Below are 22,671 nucleotides of genomic sequence, written 5' to 3' on the forward strand. Positions count from 1 at the left end.
CCGCACCCCCCGAACCAGGAGGCCACGCCGTGGACTTCGGACTCGTCCTCCAGACCGACCCGCCCGGCTCCGCCGTCGTCGGCCTGATGCGGCGCGCGGAACGCAACGGATTCCGCTACGGCTGGACCTTCGACTCCGCCGTGCTCTGGCAGGAACCGTTCGTCATCTACAGCCGGATCCTGGAGCACACCAGCAAGCTGATCGTGGGCCCGATGGTGACCAACCCCGGCACCCGCACCTGGGAGGTCACCGCCTCCACCTTCGCCACCCTCAACGACATGTACGGCAACCGCACCGTCTGCGGCATCGGGCGCGGCGACTCCGCCATGCGGGTCGCCGGCCGCAGACCCAACACCCTGGCCCGCCTCGGCGAGGCCATCGAGGTCATCCGCGACCTCGCCGAGGGTCGCGAGGCCGTCGTGGACGGGCAGCCCCTGCGCATCCCCTGGATCAGGGACGGCCGGCTCCCGGTGTGGATGGCGGCGTACGGGCCGAAAGCGCTCGCCCTCGCCGGCCGGAAGGCCGACGGCTTCATCCTCCAGCTCGCCGACCCGTTCCTCACCGAGTGGATGATCAAAGCCGTGCGGGAGGCGGCGGAACAGGCGGGCCGCGACCCGGCGTCGGTGGCGATCTGCGTCGCCGCCCCCGCGTACGTCACCGCCGACGACTCGCCCGCGGCCCTGGCCCACGCCCGGGACCAGTGCCGCTGGTTCGGCGGCATGGTCGGCAACCACGTCGCGGACCTGGTGACCCGGTACGGCGAGCACTCCGGCCTGGTGCCCGAGGCGCTGACCGCGTACATCAAGGAACGCCAGGGCTACGACTACAGCCACCACGGCCGCGCCGGGAACCCGTCCACCGACTTCGTCCCCGACGAGATCGTGGACCGCTTCTGCCTGCTGGGCCCGCCGTCCGCCCACATCGCCAGGCTCAAGGCGCTGCGGGAGCTGGGCGTGGACCAGTTCGCCGTGTACGCCATGCACGACGCCAAGGAGGCCACCATCGACGCGTACGGCACCGGGATCATCCCCGCGCTGGGCGGCGGGTGACGGCCGGTGGCCACGGCGCCGCCGACCCCCTCGCCGGTCCCGTGAATCAGCTTTAATAACCCGGCGATTACTTTCCCTTAGTGCCCCGCCAAGCATTTCCGCCCGGCATTTGACCTCATGATCACTTCCATGCCACGCTCGATTCCGCGACCCGGGAAATCCGGGTTTCGCGTTTCGCGTTTCGCGAAGAAAAGCGACCCGAATCGAGGAGTGCTCATGAATCGTGTGACAACCGTGGCGGCCGCGACACTGATCGGTGTGATCTCTCTCGGCGCGCTGGCGGGTCCCGCCATGGCGGCGGAAGGGGGCGGCGACGGGAACGGCACGCCGGCGACCGCCTCGACCAAGAGCGAGGGCTTCGGCAGCAGCGCCCTGCAGCGGTTCGTCGACAACACGCACCCCGACAGCGATCCCACGCAGATCGGGTACGACCCCGAACTGGCCCTGGTGGAGGCGGTGGCCGGAGAGGCCGCCTCGCGGGCGGGCCACTACCTCGCCGAAGCGGGCGATCGCATATCCACCGCCCTCCAGAACGTGACGGTCAGCGAACAGGCCGAGCGCTGGGCCCAGCCGTAATAAATTCCGTCCGGAAGTAACGTATTCCGTCCGGAAGGCGAATTCAGGGAAAGTGAATTCGCCTTCCGGCGCGGACCCGCACCGCGCGCGGGGCTCCGCTTTCGCGGGGCCTCAGGGCACCCGGGCCGTCCATTCCGGGGAGCCGAACTTGGCGGCGGCCAGCTCGTGCGCGCGGGCGGCCTCCTCGGGCGTGACCGCGCCCTCCGTCAGGCCGTACCGCTCCCGGAAGGAGCCGATCATCCGCTCGATGACCGTCGCCCGCGGCAGGCCCGTCTGGCGGCGCAGCGGGTCGACACGCTTCTTCGCGCTCCGGTGGCCCTTGTCCGAGAGCTTCTCCCGCCCGATGCGCAGGACCTCGGTCATCTTGTCGGCGTCGATGTCGTACGCCATCGTCACATGGTGCAGAACGGCCCCCGTCCCGCCGGCCAGCCGCTTCTGCGCCGCCCCGGCGATCTTGCCCGCCTCGGTGGCGATGTCGTTGAGCGGCTGGTACCACGCCTTGATGCCCATGTCGCCCAGCGCGCCGAGCACCCAGTCGTCCAGATAGGCGTAGCTGTCGGTGAAGGACAGACCCTGCACCAGCGCGTCCGGCACGGACAGCGAGTACGTGATGGTGTTGCCCGGCTCGATGAACATGGCCCCGCCGCCGCTGATCCGGCGGACGACGGTGATGCCGTGCCGTGCGGCGGCCTCCGCGTCCACCTCGTTGCGCAGGGACTGGAAGCTGCCGATCACCACGGCGGGCGCCGCCCACTCCCACACGCGCAGGGTCGGCGGCCGGCGCCCCGCGGCGACCTCGCCGGTGAGGACCTCGTCCAGCGCCATGTGCAGGGCGGGCGGCTGCGGCTCGTCGTGCACCAGCTGCCAGTCGTAGTCGGTCCAGTCCGTCGCATGGGCCAGGGCCCGCCGCACCGCGACCCCGACGCCCTCGGTGGTCAGCCCGAACATCTGCGTCCCCGGGGGCAGCGCCGCGTCGATACGGGCGGCGAGGCCCGAGGCGTCCGTGTCCGCCGGCGCCCCCTCGAGGGCCCGGTCGATGGCGGTCAGCGCCTCGTCGGGCTCCAGGAAGAAGTCCCCGCCGACCCTCACCCGGCGCAGCACCCCGTCCTCGGTGTCGAGGTCCACGACGACCAGCTTGCCGCCGGGCACCTTGTATTCGCCATGCACGTCCCGCGCCTCCCGTCCGGCCCGGACCACCCTGGTGCCGGCCCTCCCGCCAGCCTGTCACGGGCACTCCGCCGCCACATCCCGGCGACCGGTAGCCTGCTCGCCGGCCGCCGACGGCGGCGCCCCGACAGCGAGGTGACGCAGCGTATGTTCACGACCCGGCCCACCCTGCGCGGCACCTTCGGGATGGTCTCCTCCACGCACTGGCTCGCCTCCCAGTCCGCCATGGCCGTCCTGGAGGACGGCGGCAACGCGTTCGACGCCGCCGTCGCCGCCGGATTCGTCCTCCATGTCGTCGAACCGCATCTCAACGGGCCCGCCGGGGAGGTGCCCGTCCTGCTCGCCCCGGCCGGGGGAGAGGTGCGGGTGCTGTGCGGGCAGGGCCCCGCGCCCGCCGGCGCGACCCTTGCCCACTACCGCTCCCTCGGCCTGGACCTGGTCCCCGGCACCGGGCCGCTGGCCGCCGCCGTGCCCGGCGCGTTCGACGCCTGGATGCTGCTCCTGCGCGACCACGGCACCCGCACGCTCACCCAGGTCCTGCGGTACGCCGTGGAGTACGCCGAGCGGGGGCACCCGCCCGTGGAGGGCGTCGGCCGGACCGTGACGACCGTCCGCGCGCTGTTCGAGAACGAGTGGACCTCCTCCGCCGAGGTCTACCTCCCGGACGGCGAACCCCCGCACCCCGGGCGGCTGTTGCGCAACCCCGCCCTCGCCCGGACCTGGCGCCGCCTCCTCGCCGAGGCGACCGCGGCCGGCGGCGACGACCGGGTCGCCCAGATCGAGGCGGCCCGCCGCGTCTGGCGCACCGGCTTCATCGCCGAGGCGCTCGTCCGCCAGGCGGCCCGCCCCACCCTGGACACCAGCGGGGCGCACCACGCGGGCACCCTCACCGCCGCCGACCTGGCGGCCCACGAGGCCGGCTACGAGGAGCCGGTCACGTACGACTGGAACGGCTGGACCCTCTGCAAGGCGGGCGGCTGGAGCCAGGGGCCGGTGTTCCTCCAGCAGCTGGCCCTGCTGCCGGAGCGGCTGCCCCCGTACGGCTCCGCCGACTACGTCCACCTGCTGGTCGAGGGCTGCAAGCTCGCCATGGCGGACCGCGAGGCCTGGTACGGCGACGCCGCCCCCGTCCCGCTCGACACCCTGCTGTCCGGCCCCTACAACGCCGCGCGGCGCGCCCTGGTGGGGGAGACCGCCTCGTACGCGCTGCGCCCCGGCAGCCCCGGCGGGCGGGCGCCGCGGCTGAGCGCCCACGCCGCCGCCGTCGCCGCGGGCGGGGCCCTGCCCGGCGCCCCCGCCGCCGCGCGGGCGGCCGGCGCGGGCGAGCCGACGGTCGCCCAGGACGGCACCACCCGGGGCGACACCTGCCACCTGGACGTGGTCGACCGGTGGGGCAACATGGTCGCGGCCACGCCCAGCGGCGGCTGGCTCCAGTCCAACCCGGTCGTGCCCGAGCTGGGCTTCCCGCTGGGCACCCGGCTCCAGATGGCCTGGCTCGACCCCGGACTCCCCAACTCGCTGACGCCCGGCCGCCGCCCCCGTACCACGCTCACCCCGTCCCTGGCGCTGCGCGACGGGGTACCGGTGATGGCGTTCGGCTCACCCGGCGGCGACCAGCAGGACCAGTGGCAGCTCCACTTCTTCCTCGCCGTCGCCCGCGGCGGGCTGGACCTCCAGGCCGCCATCGACGCCCCGAACTGGCACACCGAGGGCTTCCCCGGCTCCTTCCACCCGCGCGGGATGCGCCCCGGGTCGCTGACCGTCGAGCAGCGGATGGACCCGGAGGTCGTCGCCGGGCTGCGCCGCCGCGGCCACGACGTCACCGTCGGCGGGCCGTGGACCGAGGGCCGCCTGTGCGCCGTCGCCCGCGACCCGCGCACCGGCATCCTCTCGGCGGCGGCCAACCCGCGCGGGATGCAGGGGTACGCGGTCGGCCGCTGAGCCCCGCCGCCCCCGGCCCCCGCCACCGTCCGGGGGTGTCGGCGGCGCTGTCAGTGGGCCGTGCTTAGCTGGACGCATGATCGATGAACTTCTCGACGGTTCCGAGTCCCGGTCCACCGCGGCCGCCGCCGCAGTGGAGGAGGCGGTGCGCGCCGCGGCCGCCGCCGAGATCATGCCGCGCTGGCGGCAGTTGGCCACGCACGAGATCGTCGAGAAGAGCGGCCCGCACGACCTGGTCACGGTCGCGGACCGGGAGGCCGAGGCTCATCTGACCGCCTCGCTGACCGCGCTGCTGCCCGGCTCGGTCGTGGTGGGGGAGGAGTCCGTGCACGCCGACCCCGCCGTGTACGAGGAGCTGAAGGGCGACGCCCCGGTGTGGATAGTCGACCCCGTCGACGGCACCTGGCACTTCGCCCACGGCGACCCGGGCTTCTGCACGCTCGTGGCGCTCGCGGTGCGCGGCGAGGTCCTGGCCTCCTGGACGTACGCCCCGGCGACCGGGCGGATGGCCGTCGCGGTCCGCGGGCGCGGCGCCCGGCTGAACGGCGCGGGCATACGCTCCGGGTCGCCCGCGCCGGACGCGGAGCTGCGGGTGGCGACGTCCCACCCCGACTACACCACGCCGGAGCAGAAGGCCGCCCTCCTGGGCCTGCGCACCGAGGGCGTCCGGGCCCGCCCCTGCGGCTCGGCCGGCCTGGAGTACCTGGCGGTGGCGACGGGCGAGCTGGACGCCGTGGCCTTCTCCTGGGAGTACGCCTGGGACCACGCGGCCGGCCTGCTCCTGGTCGAGGAGGCGGGCGGCGCCCACACCACCCGCGCGGGAGAGCCCTTCCGCGTCACCGGTGGCAATGCCCTGCCGTTCACGGCCGCCCGGGACCGTGCGACGGCCGACCGCATCCGGAAGATGTTCTGAGATACCGTGGCCGTCGGCCGACGAAGGAGGCCCAGCGTGTCGCCGATGCTCGATGCCGTCGTCGTGGGGGCGGGGCCCAACGGGCTGACCGCCGCCGCGGAGCTGGCCCGCAGAGGGTTCTCCGTCGCCGTGTTCGAGGCTCTCGACACCGTGGGCGGCGGCGCCAGGACCGAGGAGCTGACACTCCCCGGCTTCCGGCACGACCCCTGCTCCGCCGTGCACCCGCTGGGCGCCGGATCGCCCGCCTTCAAGGCGATGCCCCTCGGCCGGTACGGGCTGGAGTGGCTGCACGCCGAACTGCCCATGGCCCACCCCTTCGACGACGGCACCGCCGCCGTCCTGTCCCGTTCCGTCTCCGAGACGGCGGCCTCGTTCGGCCCCCGGGACGCCGGCACCTACCGCCGCCTGGTGGCGCCGTACCTCGGCAAGTGGGACACCCTGGCACGGGACTTCATGTCCCTGCCCCTCACCGCGCTGCCCCGCGACCCGGTCACCCTGGCCCGCTTCGGGCTGGACGGGCTGCCGCCCGCCACCTGGCTGATGCGCCGCTTCCGGGACGACCGGGCGCGCGCCCTGCTCGCCGGGCTGGTCGCCCATGTGATCGCCCCGCTCGGCGGCCCCGCCACCGGCGCCATCGGGCTGGTGTTCGCGCTGGCCGCGCACGCCGGGGGCTGGCCCCTGCCGCGCGGCGGCTCGCAGTCCATCTCGGACGCCCTGGCCGCGTACGTGAAGGACCTCGGCGGCGCCGTCCACACCTCGTACGAGGTCAAGCGGCTCGACGACCTGCCGCCCGCCCGCGCCTACGTCTTCGACACATCCCCCACGGCGCTGGCCCGCATCGCCGGCCTCGGCGGCTTCTACGACCACTACCGCTACGGCGCCTCCGTCTACAAGATCGACTATGCCCTGGACGGCCCGGTGCCCTGGACCGCCGGTGAGCCCCGCCGCGCCGGCACCGTGCAGATCGGGCCCAGCAGCCGCGAGATCGGGGCCGCACTGAACCAGGCGTCCGGCGGCACCGCACCCCGCACCCCGTTCCTGATCACCGCCCAGCCCAGCCTGGTCGACCCGTCCCGGGCGCCCGAGGGCAAGCACGTCTTCTGGGCCTACGGCCATGTCCCGCACGCCTGGCGGGGCGACCTCACCGAGGCGATCGAGCGGCAGATCGAGCGGTTCGCCCCCGGCTTCCGGGACCTCGTGCTCGCCCGCGCCACCGCCGGCCCGCCCGAACTGGCCGCGCGCAACGCCAACTACATCGGCGGGGACATCGCCTGCGGCGCCGCCGGCGGCCTGCAACTGCTGCTGCGCCCCCGGCTCTCCCTCTCCCCCTACACCACCCCGCACCCGGCCGTGTTCCTCTGCTCCTCGGCGACCCCGCCCGGGCCCGGCGTCCACGGCATGTCCGGGCACAACGCGGCCAAGGCCGTGTGGCGCCACCTCCGGAAGGCGGCCCGCCGGTGAACCTCACCCTCGCCCTGGGCGACATCACCGAGCAGCGCGTCGACGCGATCGTCAACGCCGCCAACTCCTCGCTCCTGGGCGGCGGAGGCGTCGACGGGGCGATCCACCGCAAGGGCGGCCCCGACATCCTCGCCGAGTGCCGCGCCCTACGCGCCGGCCACCTCGGGCGGGGGCTGCCCACCGGCCGGGCCGTCGCCACCACCGCGGGCCGCCTCCCCGCCCGCTGGGTGATCCACACCGTCGGCCCGGTCCACTCCCGGGAGGAGGACCGCTCGGCGCTCCTCGCCTCCTGCTACCGGGAGTCGCTGCGGGTCGCGGACGACGTGGGCGCGCGCAGCGTGGCCTTCCCCGCGATCTCGACGGGCGTGTACGGCTGGCCGATGGCGGACGGGGCCCGGATCGCGGTGGAGACCGTACGGTCCGCCGCGACCTCGGTGGCGGAGGTGCGGTTCGTGCTCTTCGACCCACCGGCGTACGAGGCGTTCGCCGCCGCCGTCGCGCGGGCGCACTGACCCGGACGGAGCGGAGGCGCCGCCCCCGGAAGCGCCGCCCCGGACATGGGGCGGCCCCGTCGTGACGGGGGATGCACGACGGGGCCGTGACCTCCATGTTCCCCCGGTCCGGCCCCTCACACCTGTCCGGCGCCACTTCTTCCCGCCCGCCCGGGCCAGGGCCCCCGAGCGGCACCCGGGGCCGGCGCACTCGCAGGCCGGGCCAGGGCCATGTCGTTTTCTCGCCAGCCTCCGGCCGGTCCGCGCGCGATGCTGGAGTCATGCACACCGACACCGAGCGCTGCGTGCGGGCCGTCCAGTCCAAGGACGCCCGCTTCGACGGCTGGTTCTTCACCGCCGTCCTGACCACCCGGATCTACTGCCGCCCGAGCTGCCCGGTCGTGCCGCCCAAGCCCGGGAACATGGTGTTCTACCCGAGCGCCGCCGCCTGCCAGCAGGCCGGCTTCCGCGCCTGCAAGCGCTGCCGGCCCGACACCACCCCCGGCTCACCGGAGTGGAACGCCCGCGCCGACGCCGTCGCCCGCGCCATGCGCCTCATCCGCGACGGCGTCGTCGACCGCGAGGGCGTCCCCGGACTGGCCGCCCGGCTCGGCTACTCCACCCGCCAGATCGAACGCCACCTGCTCGCCGAGCTCGGCGCCGGGCCCCTCGCCCTGGCCCGCGCCCAGCGCGCCCAGACGGCCCGCATCCTCATCGAGACGACCGGACTGCCCATGGCGGACGTGGCGTTCGCCGCCGGGTTCTCCTCCGTCCGCACCTTCAACGACACCGTCCGCGAGGTCTTCGCCCTCGCCCCCGGCGAGCTGCGCGCCCGCGCCGGCCGCGGCCCGGCCACGGCGCCGCCCGCCCCCGGGATCATCGCCCTCCGGCTGCCGTACCGGACCCCGCTCAACCCGGACAACCTCGTCGGCCACCTGGCCGCCACCGCCGTACCCGGGGTCGAGGAGTGGCGCGACGGGGCGTACCGGCGCACCCTCACCCTCCCGCACGGGCACGGCACCGTCGCCCTCAGCCCCCAGCCCGACCACATCGCCTGCCGCCTCGCCCTCACCGACCCGCGCGACTTGACCCTCGCCATCAGCCGCTGCCGCCGGCTGCTCGACCTGGACGCCGACCCCGTCGCCGTGGACGACCAGCTGCGCACCGACCCGCTCCTCGCGCCCCTGGTGGACAAGGCCCCCGGCCGCCGCGTCCCCGGCACCGTCGACGCCGCCGAGTTCGCCGTCCGCGCCGTCCTCGGCCAGCAGGTGTCCACCGCCGCCGCCCGCACCCACGCGGCCCGCCTGGTCGCCGCGCACGGCACACCCGTCGACGACCCCGAGGGCGGGCTGACCCACCTCTTCCCCCGGCCCGAGGCGCTCGCCGCGCTCGACCCCGCGTCGCTCGCCCTGCCGCGCAGCCGCCGCACCACCCTCACCACCCTGATCGGTGCCCTCGCCGAGGGCACCCTGCGGCTCGGCCCCGGCACCGACTGGGACGAGGCCCGCGCCGGGCTGGCCGCACTGCCCGGCTTCGGCCCCTGGACCGTCGAGGTGATCGCGATGCGTGCCCTGGGCGACCCCGACGCGTTCCTCCCCACCGACCTCGGCGTGCGGCGCGCCGCCGCCGGCCTCGGCCTGCCCGCCACGCCCGCCGCCCTCACCGCCCGCGCCGCCGCCTGGCGGCCGTGGCGCGCCTACGCCGTCCAGTATCTGTGGGCCACCGACAGCCACCCCATCAACCACCTGCCCGCGTAAGGGAGTTCGCCGATGCACCGCCGGCACACCGTCACCGACAGCCCCTACGGCCCGCTCACCCTGGTCGCCACCGACGGCGTCCTCAGCGGCCTCTACATGGCCGGCCAGCGCCACCGCCCGCCCGAGGAGACCTTCGGCGAGCCCGACCCGCGCCCCTTCCGCGAGGTGATCCGCCAGCTCGACGCCTACCACGCGCGTGAACTCACCGCGTTCGACCTGCCGTTGCACCTGGCGGGCACCCCGTTCCAGCGGAGCGTGTGGGAGCGGCTGCGGACGATCCCGTACGGCGAGACCCGTTCGTACGGGCAGCTCGCCGAGGAACTGGGCCGGCCGGCCGCCTCGCGCGCGGTGGGCCTCGCCAACGGGAGGAACCCGGTCGGGATCATCGTCCCCTGCCACCGGGTCATCGGCGCCGGCGGCGGCCTCACCGGCTACGGCGGCGGCCTGGACCGCAAGCGGACCCTGCTCACCTTCGAGGGCGCACTCGGCGGCGCGGCCCTGTTCTGAAAGCCGCCCTTTTGCCGTGAGCGCCTTTTCCGGCAAGCGCCTTTCCGGCAAGCGCCTTTTCCGGCGGGCGTCGCGCTTCAGCCGAGGCGCTTCAGCAGCGCCGGGAGCGCCGTGCCGATCGGCTCGCGCACGACCTCCTCGGCCAGCGCGTCGTACGGGGTCGGCTCGGCGTTCACCACGATCAGCCGCGCCCCGTGCTCGGCCGCGATCCCCGCGAGCGAGGCGGCGGGCTGCACCTGGAGCGTCGAGCCGACCGCCACGAACACCTCGGCGGCCCGGGCGATCTCCATCGCCGCGCCGAGCACCGCCGGGTCGAGCGCCTGCCCGAACATCACCGTCGCCGGCTTCAGGATCCCGCCGCACTCCCGGCAGGCCGGGTCGTCCTCGCCCGCCTCCACCCGCTCCAGCGCCACCGCCATCGGCGACCGGGCGTCGCAGCCGGTGCACACCACCTCCCGCGCGGTGCCGTGCAGTTCGAGGACCTTCCGGCCCGGCAGCCCGGCCAGCTGGTGCAGCCCGTCCACGTTCTGGGTGAGCACCCGCACGGCCGTGCCGGGGGTCCGGTCCAGCTCGGCGACGGCCCGGTGCGCCGCGTTCGGCTCGGCGGCCAGGACGGCGGCGTCGCGCCGCATCAGCCAGGCCCGCCGCCGGATGTCCGGGTCGGCCATGTAGGAGGCGTAGGTGACGAGCTTCTCCGCCTCGGGGTCGCGCCGCCACAGGCCGTCCGGGCCCCGGTAGTCACGGATCCCGGAGTCCGTGGAGATGCCGGCACCGCTGAGGATCGCGACGAGAGTCATGCGGCCGAGGCTATGCGGGCCCCCGCCCGGCCCGCGAACGAATTCACCGGCCCCCGCCCCGGGCGCCTCAGTCCACCCGGCGGCCGTTCACCAGCTCCACCGCGCCCGTGCCCGCCTCCAGCGCCTCCAGGGCGGCCGTCACCCGGAAGCCCAGCGAGCCCAGCAGGTACGTGCGCAGCTCCGCGGGCTCCACCAGCTTCCAGGACAGCAGCTCCTCCTCCTGCACCCGGATCGCCCGGAACTGCTCGTCGCGCAGGACGCCGCCGTCGTACACGTACGCGGTGATCGGCGGGCGCCCGGTGCCGTGCACCCAGTCGACCGCGAGCAGCCGCCCCAGCGCGACCTCCAGGCCGATCTCCTCCAGCGCCTCGCGCCGGGCGGCCTCCCGCGGTGTCTCCCCGGTGTCCGACTCGATGGTGCCGCCGGGCAGGGCCCAGCCCTCGCGGTAGTTGGGCTCGACCAGCAGCACCCGGCCCCCGGCGTCCCGGAACAGGGCCGCGGCCCCGGCGAGCACCCGGGGGAGACCGGCGATGTACGCGGCGTAGTCAGTGGTGGTCACGGCGCCAGCCTAGTGGTGCCGGGACCGCCGGGTCACAGGGTCACGGGGTCACGGGGAAGGGATCGAGGGGGACGGCACGACCGCCCCGCCCCCTTCCCGTACGGCCTCCAAAATGGAGTCGTGCAGATCTCGGCTGTCCTTCTCCGAATGGCACGGCACGGGGCTGCCGGTCATGGTGAACCATTCGGATGCCCCGCTGTACTGGACGGCGATCTGTGCCTCGCCGCCCGTCCATGTGGTGTGCACGGTGACGTTTCCCGTGACGATGCCCAGCTCGTCGGTCCGGACTCCGCCACGCCCCGTGTACACCTCGGTCGTCGTCCACGATGCCCACGTCATGCTGGCAGCGTCACACGAATGGCCCAGGGATGCGACCGCGGGCGCATGGGGAACCGGGGCACCGAATAACGCCCGGGCACCCGCACTGTCGCCGCCCGCCGGGACGCCTGTCCTGGTGCGCGGGCGGGACCCGCTTCCCCTGCCCCTGGGGAGGCGGCCTGACCAGCGGGTCCGCCCGCCGGACAGGGGTGGCACAGCGTCTCACCCTCCGGATAGGGTCGGCCCCGGCGCGACTGCCTGTTCGATAGCAAGGGATGCAAGGTGACGGACGGAGCAGTAACTGAGGCCGCGCACGTGCTCGTCGCGGCTGACAAGTTCAAGGGTTCGCTCACGGCCGTACAGGTCGCGGAGCGGGTGACGGCCGGGCTCCGGCAGGTCGTCCCGGATCTGGAGGTGGAGACCCTGCCGGTCGCCGACGGCGGCGACGGCACGGTCGCGGCCGCGGTGGCCGCCGGGTTCGAACGGCGTGAGGTACGGGTGACCGGCCCGCTCGGCGCCCCGGTGACCGCCGCGTACGCCCTGCGCGACGGCACGGCGGTCGTGGAGATGGCCGAGGCATCGGGCCTCCAGCTCCTCCCCGAGGGCGTCTTCGCCCCGCTGACGTCGACCACGTACGGCTCCGGCGAGCTGCTGCGGGCCGCGCTGGACGCCGGCGCCCGCACCATCGTCTTCGGCGTGGGCGGCAGCGCCACCACCGACGGCGGCGCCGGGATGCTGGCCGCCCTGGGCGCGCGCTTCCTCGACAAGGACGGCGAGCCGGTCGGCCCCGGCGGCGGCGCACTGCGCCACCTCGCCACCGCCGACCTGTCGGGCCTCGACCCCCGCTTCCGGGACGTGGAGCTGGTCCTGGCCAGCGACGTCGACAACCCGCTGACCGGCCCCAAGGGCGCCCCCGCCGTCTACGGCCCGCAGAAGGGCGCCTCCCCGGAGGACGTCGCCGAGCTGGACGCGGCGCTCGCCCACTTCGCGGCCGTCCTCGCCGAGTCGGTCGGCCCCCGCGCCGCCGAGCTGGCCGAGTCGCCGGGCGCCGGCGCCGCGGGCGGCATCGGCTACGGGGCGCTGGTCGCCCTCGGCGCCGGCTTCCGCCCCGGCATCGAGGTCATGCTGGACGTCCTCGGCTTCGGCCCCGCCCTGTCCCGGGCGACCCTCGTCATCACCGGCGAGGGCTCCCTGGACGAGCAGACGCTGCACGGCAAGGCCCCGGCCGGTGTCGCCGCGGCGGCCCGCAAGGCAGGCATCGAGGTCGTGGCGGTCTGCGGGCGGCTCGCCCTGCCCCCCGAGGCGCTCGGCCGGGCGGGCATCCGCCGCGCCTACGCCCTGGCGGAGCTGGAGCCCGACCCGGCGAAGAGCATGGCCGGAGCGGGCCCGCTGCTGGAGCGCCAGGCGGCGAACATCGCCCGCGACTTCCTGTCGTAGCGGCCCGGCCACCCGGCCGCACCCCGGCCACGCGCCACCCGGCCGCACCCCGGCGGCGCCGCCTCACCCGGCGGCGCGGCCGGGACCGCCCCCGTGCCCGGCCAGCCGGTCGTCCTCGGCGGCCAGGGCCGGGGTGTCGTACAGGGCGCCGTACCGGGCGTAGGCGTCCGCCACCACGGACTCCGCCTCCGCCACCAGGTCGTGCCCCTCCACCGGACCCCGGCCCGGCAGGTACGGCACCGGCTTCAGCGCCGGGTGCCGGCGCCGCCACCACGCGTCGGCCAGGGCGAACAGCCCGGAGGCGCCCATCAGGACCGGGATGGCCAGGGCGAGCAGCAGGTCGGACGTCATGGGCAGGTCCCCCGATCGGTGAGTGACGGCTGTTGGGCCCCTTATGCCCCGTCAGGGGCATTGCGTGCCTCTCCGGCGCCGCGCACCGGGCGCCGTGCCGTACCCGGTCAACGCCGCCGGGCCCGAAGCGTCACCCCGCCGACAGCCGGAACGCGTCCAGCGCCAGCGTCATCTCCGTCAGGTCCCGGGGCCGGGACAGCGACCGGGAGGTGAGCTGCTCCAGCCTCCGCAGCCGGTTGAACACCGTGTTCCGGTGGCAGTACAGCCGCCCCGCCGCCCGCCCCGCCGAACCCTCGCAGTCCAGCCACACGTCCAGCGTCTCCAGCAGCACCGCCCGGTCCGCCGGGTCCAGCTCCAGCAGGGCGCCCAGCACCTGCGACACCAGCAGCGAGGCCAGCTCCGGCTGGCTCACCACCAGCGCGCCCGGCATCCGCCGGTCCAGCCGGACGATCGCGGGCGCGTCCGCCGGGCACGTCCGCAGCGCCAGCTCCGCCAGCTGCCGCGCCCGCCCCAGCTCCGTCAGCCCCGCCACCACCGGGCTGATCCCGCCCGGACCCGCGCACCGGCCCTCCAGCAGCTCCGCCAGGGCGTCCAGCGGCGTGCCCTCGTCCAGCGACACCACGCCCACCTCGCAGTCCGTGCGCATCCGCCACACGAACCGCAGCCCCGGCGCCTCCAGCCGCCGGTGCGTCAGGTCCCGCCGCCCGGTGCGCAGCACCACCACCGCGTACCGTCCCCGCTCCGGCAGGTCCAGCCCCGCCGCCGCCCGGGCCGCGACCTCCACCGACCGGCCGCCCTCCAGCAGCGCGTCCAGCAGCGCCTGGAGCTGCTCGTCGGTACGCCGCCGCAGCTCCCGCTCCGTCGCCCGGTACGCCTCCGACGCGGTGTCCGTCTGCGCGTCCACCGCCGACCACACCATCGTCGCCGACTGGAGCAGCACCGCCAGCCGCCGGGCGTCCGCCGCCGCCCCCTCCAGCAGCGCGTCCCACACCTGGTGCCCGGCCAGCCGGTAGGCGTGCACCACCAGCTCCAGCGGCAGCCCCTGCTCGGCGCGGCGCCGCCCCAGCAGCTCCGCGTGCTCCAGGTCCCGGCGCGGCGACGCCCTCGGCGCCGAGATCATCTCGATGCCGATCCGCATCGCCTCCCGCGCCTCCTGCCAGTGCTGGTCGAAGCCGATGACCCGGCCGTACGCGGGGGAGTGGGCGTGCAGCTCCCGCACATGCCCGTCCACCAGCTCCGGCAGCCGCTCCAGCACCGCCCCGCACGCCTGGGCGAGGAGCTTCCAGTCGTCCCCCGTACGCGGTCGTCGCGTTCCCATGGCCCGGAGGATGCCACCGCCCCCGCCCCGGGCGCACGCCCCTGACACGCGGTGTTGTGCGCGTGCACAACCCGCCGCCGCACCCGCTGGGCACCGGCAGCGAATGGCGCCGGGGCCGTGGACGGGCCGCCCGGCCCGGTGCTGGGGTGAGCGCCACCGATCACCCCGACCCACCGACGAGGGGACACCCATGAGCGCTGCCGCCCTGCGCGTACGGGGGCTGACGGCCGGCTACGGGCCCGTGACCGCCCTGCGCGACGTCTCGCTGGACGTCCCCGAGGGCGCCTGCGTCACCGTCCTCGGCGCCAACGGCGCCGGCAAGTCCACCCTGCTCCGCGCCCTCTCCCGCACCCTGCCCTTCCACGGCGGCGCCGCCACCGCCGGCACGGTCGCCCTCGCCGGCCGCCCGCTGCACGCCCTGCCGCCCGACCGGGTCGTCGCCGCCGGGCTGTGCCACGTCCCCGAGGGCCGCCAGGTCTTCGCCCGCATGACCGTGGAGGACAACCTCCGCGCCGGCGCGCTCACCGCCGCCCGCGGCCGGCGCGCCGCCGCCCTGCGCCGCGTCCACGACCTGTTCCCCGTCCTCGCCGAACGCGCCCGCCAGCGCGCAGGGCTGCTGTCCGGCGGCGAGCAGCAGATGCTCGCCGTCGCCCGCGCCCTGATGGCCTCCCCGCGCCTCCTCCTGCTCGACGAACCGTCCCTCGGCCTCGCCCCGCTGATGGCCGCCCGGATCGCCGACACCGTCCGCGAGATCGGCGCCGGCGGCACCTCCGTGCTGCTGGTCGAGCAGAACGCCGCCCTCGCGCTGCGCCTCGCGTCGTACGCCTACGTCCTGGAGACCGGCGAGACCGTCCTCGAAGGGCCCGCCGCCGAACTGGCCGCCTCCGACGAGGTGCGCCGCCGCTACCTCGGCGTCACCGGACCGGAGACCGCCCCCGCCGGCCCGCCCGGCACGGCCCCCCGCCTCGCCCCCTGGAGCCGGGCATGACGACCCTCGATGTCCGCGGCCTCACCGTCCGGTTCGCCGGCCTCACCGCCCTCGACGGCGTGAGCTTCACCGTCCGCCCCGGCACCGTCCACGCCGTCATCGGTCCCAACGGGGCGGGAAAGTCCACCACCTTCAACGTCCTCTCCGGCGTCTGCCGCGCCACCTCCGGCAGCGTCCGCCTCGACGGCCGCGAGCTGACCGGACTGCCCCCGCACCGCATCGCCGCCCTCGGTGTCGCCCGCGTCTTCCAGAACCTGGCCCTCCCGCCGTACGCCACCGTCGCCGAGACGCTGATGCTCGGCCGCCACCGCCTCACCCGCGCCGGGTTCCTCGCCTCGGGCCTCCGGCTGCCGTCCGCCACCCGCGAGGAGGCCCGCCACCGCGCCCGGGTCCGCGAGATCGCCGAGTTCACCGGCCTCGCCGGCGTACTGGACCGGCCCGCGGCCGCCCTGCCCTACGGGCGGCAGAAACTCGTCGAGCTGGCCCGCGCCCTGTGCATGGAGCCCACGCTGCTGCTGCTCGACGAACCGGTCGCCGGCATGACCGCGGACGAGCGCCGCCGCACCGCCGCCCTCGTCGCGGGCGTCCGCGACAGCCTCGGCGTCTCCGTCGTCCTCGTCGAGCACGACATGGGCGTGGTGATGCGCCTCGCCGACTCCGTGACCGTCCTCGACTTCGGCCGCCGCATCGCCGACGGCGCCCCCGCCGACGTCCAGAACGACCCGGCCGTCGTCCGCGCCTACCTCGGACAGGAGACCGCCGAGTGACCACCTTCGCCGAACTCCTCCTGGGCGGCATCGCCCTCGGCTCCGTCTACGCCCTGATCGCCCTCGGTTTCGTCGTCATCTTCCGCGCCACCGAGGTCGTCAACTTCGCGCACGCGTCGCTGCTCCTGGCCGGCGGGTACGTCGTCGCCGTCCTCCACGACGACATCGGCTTCTGGCCGGCGCTCGCCGCCGGGATCGCCGGCGCCGCCGTCACCGGCGCGGCCGTCGAGTTCCTGGTGATGCGCCGTCACCGGGGCCGCGACCACAGCGTGCTGGCCATCGTCACGATCGGCGTCGACATCCTGCTGACCACCGAACTGACCCGCCGCATCGGCACCGACGTCCTCCCGCTCGGCGACCCGTGGGGCGACGGCGTCGTCACCGCCGGCCCCCTCACCCTCCCGGAGACCCGGATCGCCGCGTTCCTCGCCGCGTCGCTCCTGATCACCGCGTTCCTGCTGGCGTTCCGCTTCACCTCCTGGGGCGTGGCGATGCGCGCCGCCGCCGAGAGCCCGTCCACCGCCGCCCTGATGGGGGTGCGCCTCGGCCGGGTGTCCCTCGGGGCGTGGGCCGTCGCGGGCGCGCTCGCCGCCGTCGCCGCCCTGTTCCTCACCGTCTTCCCCACCCCGGGGCTGGAGCGCTCCACCTCCCTCGCCGCCCTCAAGGCGTTCCCCGCCGCCATCCTCGGCGGGCTGGACTCCACCACCGGCGCCCTCGCCGGCGGGCTGATCGTCGGCATCACCGAGTCCCTCGCCACCGGCTACCAGGGCGACCTGACCTTCCTCGGCCGCGGCATCGGCGACCTGGCGCCCTACCTGGTCATGGTCGCGGTGCTGCTGATCCGCCCCGCCGGGCTCTTCGGCACCAAGGAGTTCGCCCGTGTCTGACACCCGCACCCGGGTCCGCCCGTACGCCTGGGCCGCCGCCGCGGTCCTGCTCCTCGCCCTGCCGTTCTACCTGGAGCGCTTCTGGCTCCAGGCCGGGCTGTTCGCGATGGCCGCCGCCGTCGGCGCGATCGGCATCAACCTGCTGACCGGCGCCACCGGGCAGCTGTCGATGGGGCACGCCTTCTTCCTCGCCACCGGCGCGTACGGCTACTGCGCCCTCGCCGGCGACGGAAGCGACGGCCTCACCGGCCTCGGCCTGCCCGGCTGGCTCGCCGCCCTGTGCGCGGTGGCGCTGGCGGGCGCCGCGGGCGGGCTGTTCAGCCCCATCGCGGGCCGGCTGAGCGGCGCGTACCTGGGCATCGCCACCCTGGCGCTGATCTTCATCGGCCAGCATGTGCTGTTCAACGCCCACGGCCTGACCGGCGGTTTCAACGGCCGTGACGTCCCGCCCCTCACCCTGCTCGGCGTCACCTTCGACGACAGCGAACTGGTCGTCGCGCAGGTGCCGTTCGGGGCCGCCGAGAAGCTCTGGTACCTGGGCCTCGCCCTGCTCACCGGCGCCGCGCTGTTCGCCCGGGGCGTGCTGCGCGGCCGGCCGGGGCGTGCCCTGAACGCCGTGCGCGACCACCGGGTCGCCGCCGGGGTCCTCGGCGTCCCGGTGGCCCGCACGCGCGCCGCCGCGTTCGTGCTGTCGTCGATGTACGGGGGCCTCGCCGGCGTCCTGCTGGCGCTGGTGTTCCAGCGGACCGTGCCGGAGTACTTCGGGATGCTGCTGTCGCTGGAGTACCTCGCCATGATCGTGATCGGCGGGCTGGGGTCGGTGGCGGGCGCGGTGGTCGGGGGCGTCTTCGTCTCGCTGCTGCCGCAGGTCCTCAGCCGCTACAGCGACGCGCTGCCGCTGGTGTCGGCGCCCGGGGCGGGCGGGGTCACGCCCGGTGAGGCGTCACGCTACCTGTACGGCGCCGCCGTCGTCGCGGTGGTGCTGTTCCTGCCCGGCGGCCTGGTCCGGCCGGCCGCCCGCGGTCCCGTACGCCCCCGCACCGCCGCCACCCCCCTGCCCACGCCCACCGGCACGTCCCCAGGCACTCCAGCGGAGGAACGATGACCATACGCAGACACCGGCGGCTCGCCGCCGCCCTCACCGCCCTCGTCGCCCTCACGGCGACCGGGGGGTGCAGCGCCAAGGCCGGCTCCGGCGACGACTCCGGCGGCCGGGGCGCCGACGGGGTCACCACCGGCACGGGCGTCGACGCGCGCACGATCCGGCTGGGGGTGCTCACCGACATGACCGGCGTGTACGCCACGCTCGGCAAGAGCGTCACCCAGGCCCAGCAGCTGTACGTGAAGCAGCTCAACGCCGCCGGCGGCGTGTGCGGGCGGACCGTCGAGCTGACGGTCCGCGACCACGGCTACGACCCGCAGAAGGCGCTCGCCGCCTACACCGAGCTGGAGCCCCGGGTGCTGGGCTTCCCCCAGTTCATCGGCTCCCCGTTCGTGGCGGCGGTCGAGCGGCGCGTGGACGGCCGGGACAAGGGGCTCGTGCTGCCCCAGGCGTGGTCGGCGTCGCTGCTGGGCAGCCCGTACATCCGGGTCATCGGCTCGACGTACGACATCGAGACCATCAACGCCGTCGACTTCCTGCTGAAGGAGAAGGGGCTGCGGAAGGGCGACAAACTGGGGCACGTGTACTTCGAGGGCGACTACGGCGAGAACGCCCTCAAGGGCTCCACCCACGCGGCCGCGAAGGCCGGTCTGACGGTCGTCCAGCAGAAGATCAAACCGACCGACAACGACATGTCGGCGCAGGTCGCCGCCCTCAAGCAGGCCGGGGTCAAGGCGATCGTCCTCAGCGCCGGGCCGCGCCAGGCCGCCTCGCTCACCGGCGTGGCCGCCGCCACCGGGCTCACCGTCCCCGTCATCGGCAACAACTCGGCGTTCGCCCCGCAGCTGCTGGCCACCCAGGCCGGCCCGGCGCTGGAGCGGCTCTACCACGTGGCCACGCCCAGCCTGCCGATCGGCGCCGCCACCCCGGCCGCCCGGAAGCTCGTCGCGGACTACCGCGCGGCTCACCCCCAGGACGCCCTGGACAACGGTGTGGTGGCCGGCTGGACCTCCGCCCAGGTCTTCGGCGAGGCCCTGAAGCGGGCCTGCGCGGCCAAGGACCTCACCCGCGAGGGCGTGAGCCGGGCGCTGCTGACGCTGAAGGCGCACGACGCGGGGTTCGGCATGACGCACGACTTCTCCGACCCCGGGGCGCCCTCGTCCCGCGAGAGCGCCATCCTCCGGCCCGACAGGAACGTCCCGGGCGGCGCGGTGGTGGCGCGGGCGCCCCAGGTCTCCGAGGCGGCGCGGGCCTACACCCCCGAGGGCTGACGGCCCGGGCGGGCCGCCCGCCCCGCAGGACCCCGGGTACGCGGGAAGGGCCCGGGTGCGTCGTCCGCACCCGGGCCCTTCCCGGTCGTCCCACTCCGCCCTGCGGCGGTCCGCCCGCTACGGCAGCTGTGCCGCCCGCGCCTCCCGGCTCACGCGCCGGTTGTCGCGGAAGGTGTTCACCCGCCGGGCCGTCGCGAAGAGCGGGATCACGGCGCCCAGCACCACCTGGAGCGCGCAGCCCGTCTGGAGCAGCAGCTGTCCGCCGGGGGCGTCGAACGCCCACGCCGCCAGCAGGCCCATCGCGCCGACGATCCAGCTGAGCATCGCCACCGCGAGGATGCCCCGCGGCTTGGGGTACTCCACCCGGCTCACCATGAGCCAGGCCGTACCGATGATCGCCAGCAGCGTCGGGATGAACGGCAGCTCCAGCAGCACGATCGACACGACCGTCAGCGCCCCGAAGGGGCTCGGCATGCCCTGGAACATGCCGTCCTTCAGGGTCACGCAGCTGAATCTGGCGAGCCGGAGCACCACCGCCAGCAGCACCACGATCGCGGCCACGGCCGAGACCTTCTGGTGGGCGTCGTGGGTGACCATCCCGTAGACCAGGACGAAGTACGCCGGGGCCAGACCGAAGCTGATCAGGTCCGACAGGTTGTCCAGCTCCGCGCCCATGGGCGAGCTGCGCAGCTTGCGCGCCACGAGCCCGTCGCAGAGGTCGAAGATGGCCGCGAGGAGCATCAGGATGACGGCGGTGGCGGCGCTGTGCCGCGCCATGCCGGTCTCCTGGCTGCCGGTGAGGTGCGGGATCAGGATGCCGGTGGTGGTGAAGTACACCGCCATGAAGCCGCACGTGGCATTGCCCAGCGTGAGCGTGTCCGCTATCGAGAGACGCAGCGACAGCGGCATCTCCTCGGCTTCCTCGGCGATGTCCGCCTCGGCGTCGGCGACCCAGTCGGCCCGTGTGTCAGGATCAATCACGGTCAATTCGAGTCACCCCCGCGGTCGTGGTCTGACCGACCTCGACAGCGACGTCGACACCTTCCGGAAGGTAGATGTCAACGCGCGATCCGAAGCGGATCAGACCGATGCGCTCGCCCTGCTCGACCTTGGTCCCCTGGGGGATGTACGGCACGATGCGCCGGGCGACCGCTCCCGCGATCTGCACCATCTCGATGTCACCGAGCTCGGTGTCGAAGTGCCAGACAACGCGCTCGTTGTTCTCGCTCTCCTTGTTGAACGCCGGCACGAACCCACCGGGCACGTGCTCGACCGACGTCACCGTGCCCGCCAGCGGGGCGCGGTTGACGTGGACGTTCAGCGGGCTCATGAAGATGGCGACCCGGGTCCGGCCGTCCTTCCACGGCATGATGCTCTGCACCACTCCGTCGGCGGGCGAGATGACCCGGCCCTGCGCGATCTCGCGCTCGGGGTCGCGGAAGAACCAGAGCATGCCCGCCGCGAGAGCGGTGGTGGGCACGGCGATGGCCGCGGCGCGCTTGGAGCGGCGAGAACGGGCAAGACTGATCGCAGCGGTGGCGACGGTCGGCAGAAGCCACGGCGATGCTCCGCGAGCGATGCGTACGCCGAGGCGGCTGTCGCGAGGTGCAGAGGTTTGGCTGTGGGGCATGGATGACCTTCGTAGCGGTGATGCCGCGCGGTTGCGGGGGACGGCGGCTTTCTGTCGATGCTATCGGTTGCGGGGCGCAACTGGGCAAGCCAGCAGCCGAGTCGGCGGCCGGAAGACGATGACAGGGTGTGATCTTCTTCGCTGTCGAACCGGACCAAAAGCGACATTCACCCCTGGAATCGGTACTCCTCCAGCAACCGGCGCCCAATGATCATTTTCTGGATCTCGGCGGTACCTTCACCGATGAGCAGCATGGGTGCCTCGCGGTAGAGACGCTCGATCTCGTACTCCTTCGAGAACCCGTAGCCACCATGGATACGGAAGGCGTCCTCGACGACCTCTTTGCAGTATTCGGAGGCGAGGTACTTCGCCATCCCTGCTTCCAGGTCGTTTCGCTGCCCGGAGTCCTTTTTGCGTGCTGCGTTGACCATCATCGCATGAGCCGCCTCGACCTTGGTAGCCATTTCGGCCAGCTTGAACTGAATGGCCTGGTGCTCGGCGATCGCCCTGCCGAAAGTGTGGCGTTGCTGGGCGTAAGCGACTCCCAGCTCAAAAGCACGCTGCGCCACTCCGCAACCACGCGCCGCGACATTCACGCGGCCGACCTCGACGCCGTCCATCATCTGGTAGAAGCCGCGACCGGTGGCTCCACCGAGGACACGATTGGCCGGAATGCGCAGTCCGTCCATGAGGAATTCGGTGGTGTCGACCCCCTTGTACCCCATCTTCTCGATCTTTCCCGGAATGGTGAGCCCGGGCCGCACCTCCCCGAAACCGGGCTCCTTCTCCACGAGGAAGGTCGTCATCGACCGGTGGGGCCTGGCGGCCGCCTCCTCGGGGGAGTGTCCTTCGTCACTTCGGACGAGAACGGCAACCAGGGTTGACGTGCCGCCGTTCGTCAGCCACATCTTCTGACCGTTCAGGACGTAGTCGTCGCCGTCCCTGACCGCCCTCGATGTGATGGCCGACACGTCCGAGCCGAGCCCCGGCTCCGACATCGAGAACGCGCCCCGCACCTCACCGGTCGCCATCCGCGGCAGGAAGGTCTCCCGCTGCTCCGGCGTCCCGTGCTGCTTCAGCATGTACGCGACGATGAAGTGGGTGTTGATGATGCCCGACACCGACATCCAGCCCCGGGCGATCTCCTCCACGCACAGCGCGTAGGTCAGCAGCGACTCGCCCAGGCCCCCGTACTCCTCCGGGATCATCAGCCCGAAGACACCCAGCTCCCTCAGCCCGTCCACGATGTCCTGCGGGTATTCGTCGCGGTGCTCCAGCGCGGTGGCGACCGGGATGATCTCCTTGTCGGTGAACTCCCGGACGGTGGACACGATCTCCCGCTGGACGTCGGTCAGTCCGTGGGTCTCCGCCAGTCGGGCCATGG

The 22,671-nt window shown here is 74.4% G+C and carries 23 protein-coding genes; 14 read left to right on the plus strand and 9 right to left on the minus strand.

What is annotated here, in order from left to right; genetic code table 11:
- Positions 1-29 precede the first annotated feature (29 nt).
- The gene (locus tag ACF08D_RS02735) at positions 30-1,049 is read left to right on the plus strand and encodes a TIGR03842 family LLM class F420-dependent oxidoreductase (protein ID WP_392220680.1); all 1,020 of its coding nucleotides are present in this window, start codon (positions 30-32) and stop codon (positions 1,047-1,049) included.
- A 216-nt stretch (positions 1,050-1,265) separates the two neighbouring features.
- Entirely contained in the window at positions 1,266-1,625 is a 360-nt protein-coding gene (locus ACF08D_RS02740; protein ID WP_392220681.1) for a hypothetical protein, read from the plus strand.
- A gap of 111 nt (positions 1,626-1,736) precedes the next feature.
- Here the strand turns inward: ACF08D_RS02740 and ACF08D_RS02745 are convergent, their stop codons facing one another.
- Positions 1,737-2,792, minus strand: a complete 1,056-nt coding sequence (locus tag ACF08D_RS02745; protein WP_392220682.1) for a biotin/lipoate A/B protein ligase family protein — start codon at positions 2,790-2,792, stop codon at positions 1,737-1,739.
- 147 nt (positions 2,793-2,939) lie between these two features.
- Between ACF08D_RS02745 and ACF08D_RS02750 the strand changes: the two genes are divergently transcribed.
- The 6 genes from ACF08D_RS02750 (at position 2,940) to ACF08D_RS02775 (ending at position 9,862) form a co-directional block, all read left to right on the plus strand.
- On the plus strand, positions 2,940-4,733 hold the full coding sequence (locus ACF08D_RS02750; protein WP_392220683.1) for a gamma-glutamyltransferase family protein: 1,794 nt from the start codon (positions 2,940-2,942) through the stop codon (positions 4,731-4,733).
- Positions 4,734-4,809: 76 nt separating this feature from the next.
- The gene (locus tag ACF08D_RS02755) at positions 4,810-5,646 is read left to right on the plus strand and encodes an inositol monophosphatase family protein (protein ID WP_392220684.1); all 837 of its coding nucleotides are present in this window, start codon (positions 4,810-4,812) and stop codon (positions 5,644-5,646) included.
- 45 nt (positions 5,647-5,691) lie between these two features.
- Positions 5,692-7,107 carry a phytoene desaturase family protein gene (locus tag ACF08D_RS02760; protein WP_392221197.1) on the plus strand — a complete coding sequence of 472 codons (1,416 nt, stop codon included), beginning with the start codon at positions 5,692-5,694 and terminating at the stop codon, positions 7,105-7,107.
- Complete coding sequence (locus tag ACF08D_RS02765; protein ID WP_392220685.1) at positions 7,104-7,619, plus strand: O-acetyl-ADP-ribose deacetylase; 516 nt, start codon at positions 7,104-7,106, stop codon at positions 7,617-7,619. Before ACF08D_RS02760 ends, ACF08D_RS02765 begins: the two co-directional genes overlap by 4 nt.
- 260 nt (positions 7,620-7,879) lie before the next feature.
- Positions 7,880-9,355 (plus strand): AlkA N-terminal domain-containing protein, encoded by a 1,476-nt coding sequence (locus ACF08D_RS02770; RefSeq protein WP_392220686.1) that lies wholly within the window; start codon positions 7,880-7,882, stop codon positions 9,353-9,355.
- A gap of 12 nt (positions 9,356-9,367) precedes the next feature.
- Entirely contained in the window at positions 9,368-9,862 is a 495-nt protein-coding gene (locus tag ACF08D_RS02775; protein WP_392220687.1) for a methylated-DNA--[protein]-cysteine S-methyltransferase, read from the plus strand.
- Positions 9,863-9,939: 77 nt separating this feature from the next.
- Here ACF08D_RS02775 and ACF08D_RS02780 read toward each other — a convergent pair whose 3' ends face one another.
- From ACF08D_RS02780 to ACF08D_RS02790, 3 genes are all read right to left on the minus strand, one after another.
- Complete coding sequence (locus ACF08D_RS02780) at positions 9,940-10,659, minus strand: NAD-dependent deacetylase (RefSeq protein ID WP_392220688.1); 720 nt, start codon at positions 10,657-10,659, stop codon at positions 9,940-9,942.
- Between the two features lie 67 nt (positions 10,660-10,726).
- Positions 10,727-11,218, minus strand: a complete 492-nt coding sequence (locus ACF08D_RS02785) for an NUDIX domain-containing protein (RefSeq protein ID WP_392220689.1) — start codon at positions 11,216-11,218, stop codon at positions 10,727-10,729.
- A 48-nt stretch (positions 11,219-11,266) separates the two neighbouring features.
- Positions 11,267-11,557, minus strand: coding sequence for a hypothetical protein (locus ACF08D_RS02790; protein ID WP_392220690.1), 291 nt, complete (start codon positions 11,555-11,557; stop codon positions 11,267-11,269).
- A 261-nt stretch (positions 11,558-11,818) separates the two neighbouring features.
- Here ACF08D_RS02790 and ACF08D_RS02795 point away from each other — a divergent pair, with 261 nt between their 5' ends.
- Complete coding sequence (locus ACF08D_RS02795) at positions 11,819-12,973, plus strand: glycerate kinase (protein ID WP_392220691.1); 1,155 nt, start codon at positions 11,819-11,821, stop codon at positions 12,971-12,973.
- 63 nt (positions 12,974-13,036) lie between these two features.
- On the opposite strand, the gene ACF08D_RS02800 is transcribed toward ACF08D_RS02795, so the two are convergent.
- Both ACF08D_RS02800 and ACF08D_RS02805 read right to left on the minus strand, forming a co-directional pair.
- Positions 13,037-13,324: a hypothetical protein gene (locus tag ACF08D_RS02800; protein ID WP_392220692.1), complete on the minus strand. Its 288-nt coding sequence runs from the start codon at positions 13,322-13,324 to the stop codon at positions 13,037-13,039.
- A 130-nt stretch (positions 13,325-13,454) separates the two neighbouring features.
- On the minus strand, positions 13,455-14,642 hold the full coding sequence (locus tag ACF08D_RS02805) for a PucR family transcriptional regulator (RefSeq protein ID WP_392220693.1): 1,188 nt from the start codon (positions 14,640-14,642) through the stop codon (positions 13,455-13,457).
- A gap of 190 nt (positions 14,643-14,832) precedes the next feature.
- Between ACF08D_RS02805 and ACF08D_RS02810 the strand changes: the two genes are divergently transcribed.
- The 5 genes from ACF08D_RS02810 to ACF08D_RS02830 are packed head-to-tail and all read left to right on the plus strand — an operon-like array spanning position 14,833 to position 19,657.
- A complete protein-coding gene (locus tag ACF08D_RS02810) occupies positions 14,833-15,630 on the plus strand; it encodes an ABC transporter ATP-binding protein (RefSeq protein WP_392220694.1) in 798 nt (265 codons plus the stop codon).
- Positions 15,627-16,397: an ABC transporter ATP-binding protein gene (locus ACF08D_RS02815; RefSeq protein ID WP_392220695.1), complete on the plus strand. Its 771-nt coding sequence runs from the start codon at positions 15,627-15,629 to the stop codon at positions 16,395-16,397. Before ACF08D_RS02810 ends, ACF08D_RS02815 begins: the two co-directional genes overlap by 4 nt.
- Positions 16,394-17,284 carry a branched-chain amino acid ABC transporter permease gene (locus ACF08D_RS02820; RefSeq protein WP_392220696.1) on the plus strand — a complete coding sequence of 297 codons (891 nt, stop codon included), beginning with the start codon at positions 16,394-16,396 and terminating at the stop codon, positions 17,282-17,284. The genes ACF08D_RS02815 and ACF08D_RS02820 overlap by 4 nt, the downstream gene beginning before the upstream one ends.
- The gene (locus ACF08D_RS02825; RefSeq protein ID WP_392220697.1) at positions 17,277-18,389 is read left to right on the plus strand and encodes a branched-chain amino acid ABC transporter permease; all 1,113 of its coding nucleotides are present in this window, start codon (positions 17,277-17,279) and stop codon (positions 18,387-18,389) included. Before ACF08D_RS02820 ends, ACF08D_RS02825 begins: the two co-directional genes overlap by 8 nt.
- Entirely contained in the window at positions 18,386-19,657 is a 1,272-nt protein-coding gene (locus tag ACF08D_RS02830; RefSeq protein ID WP_392220698.1) for an ABC transporter substrate-binding protein, read from the plus strand. The genes ACF08D_RS02825 and ACF08D_RS02830 overlap by 4 nt, the downstream gene beginning before the upstream one ends.
- Positions 19,658-19,774: 117 nt before the next feature.
- Here the strand turns inward: ACF08D_RS02830 and pssA are convergent, their stop codons facing one another.
- From pssA to ACF08D_RS02845, 3 genes are all read right to left on the minus strand, one after another.
- Positions 19,775-20,638 (minus strand): CDP-diacylglycerol--serine O-phosphatidyltransferase, encoded by an 864-nt coding sequence (pssA, locus tag ACF08D_RS02835; RefSeq protein WP_392220699.1) that lies wholly within the window; start codon positions 20,636-20,638, stop codon positions 19,775-19,777.
- A complete protein-coding gene (locus tag ACF08D_RS02840) occupies positions 20,631-21,287 on the minus strand; it encodes a phosphatidylserine decarboxylase (RefSeq protein ID WP_392220700.1) in 657 nt (218 codons plus the stop codon). The genes pssA and ACF08D_RS02840 overlap by 8 nt, the downstream gene beginning before the upstream one ends.
- 167 nt (positions 21,288-21,454) lie before the next feature.
- Complete coding sequence (locus ACF08D_RS02845) at positions 21,455-22,669, minus strand: acyl-CoA dehydrogenase family protein (RefSeq protein ID WP_392220701.1); 1,215 nt, start codon at positions 22,667-22,669, stop codon at positions 21,455-21,457.
- Between the last annotated feature and the right edge of the window lie 2 nt (positions 22,670-22,671).

It is taken from the genome of Streptomyces sp. NPDC015131 (assembly GCF_043079975.1).
GTDB lineage: Bacteria > Actinomycetota > Actinomycetes > Streptomycetales > Streptomycetaceae > Streptomyces.

Bases quoted from the DNA above. Each gene is read 5' to 3' on its own strand.
- ACF08D_RS02775 (WP_392220687.1), top strand. From the start codon at position 9,368: ATGCACCGCCGGCACACCGTCACCGACAGCCCCTACGGCCCGCTCACC.
- ACF08D_RS02805 (WP_392220693.1), bottom strand. From the start codon at position 14,642: ATGGGAACGCGACGACCGCGTACGGGGGACGACTGGAAGCTCCTCGCC.
- ACF08D_RS02790 (WP_392220690.1), bottom strand. From the start codon at position 11,557: ATGACGTGGGCATCGTGGACGACGACCGAGGTGTACACGGGGCGTGGC.
- ACF08D_RS02740 (WP_392220681.1), top strand. From the start codon at position 1,266: ATGAATCGTGTGACAACCGTGGCGGCCGCGACACTGATCGGTGTGATC.
- ACF08D_RS02830 (WP_392220698.1), top strand. From the start codon at position 18,386: ATGACCATACGCAGACACCGGCGGCTCGCCGCCGCCCTCACCGCCCTC.
- ACF08D_RS02750 (WP_392220683.1), top strand. From the start codon at position 2,940: ATGTTCACGACCCGGCCCACCCTGCGCGGCACCTTCGGGATGGTCTCC.
- ACF08D_RS02755 (WP_392220684.1), top strand. From the start codon at position 4,810: ATGATCGATGAACTTCTCGACGGTTCCGAGTCCCGGTCCACCGCGGCC.
- ACF08D_RS02815 (WP_392220695.1), top strand. From the start codon at position 15,627: ATGACGACCCTCGATGTCCGCGGCCTCACCGTCCGGTTCGCCGGCCTC.
- ACF08D_RS02760 (WP_392221197.1), top strand. From the start codon at position 5,692: ATGCTCGATGCCGTCGTCGTGGGGGCGGGGCCCAACGGGCTGACCGCC.
- ACF08D_RS02800 (WP_392220692.1), bottom strand. From the start codon at position 13,324: ATGACGTCCGACCTGCTGCTCGCCCTGGCCATCCCGGTCCTGATGGGC.
- ACF08D_RS02770 (WP_392220686.1), top strand. From the start codon at position 7,880: ATGCACACCGACACCGAGCGCTGCGTGCGGGCCGTCCAGTCCAAGGAC.
- ACF08D_RS02845 (WP_392220701.1), bottom strand. From the start codon at position 22,669: ATGGCCCGACTGGCGGAGACCCACGGACTGACCGACGTCCAGCGGGAG.
- ACF08D_RS02840 (WP_392220700.1), bottom strand. From the start codon at position 21,287: ATGCCCCACAGCCAAACCTCTGCACCTCGCGACAGCCGCCTCGGCGTA.
- ACF08D_RS02810 (WP_392220694.1), top strand. From the start codon at position 14,833: ATGAGCGCTGCCGCCCTGCGCGTACGGGGGCTGACGGCCGGCTACGGG.
- ACF08D_RS02780 (WP_392220688.1), bottom strand. From the start codon at position 10,659: ATGACTCTCGTCGCGATCCTCAGCGGTGCCGGCATCTCCACGGACTCC.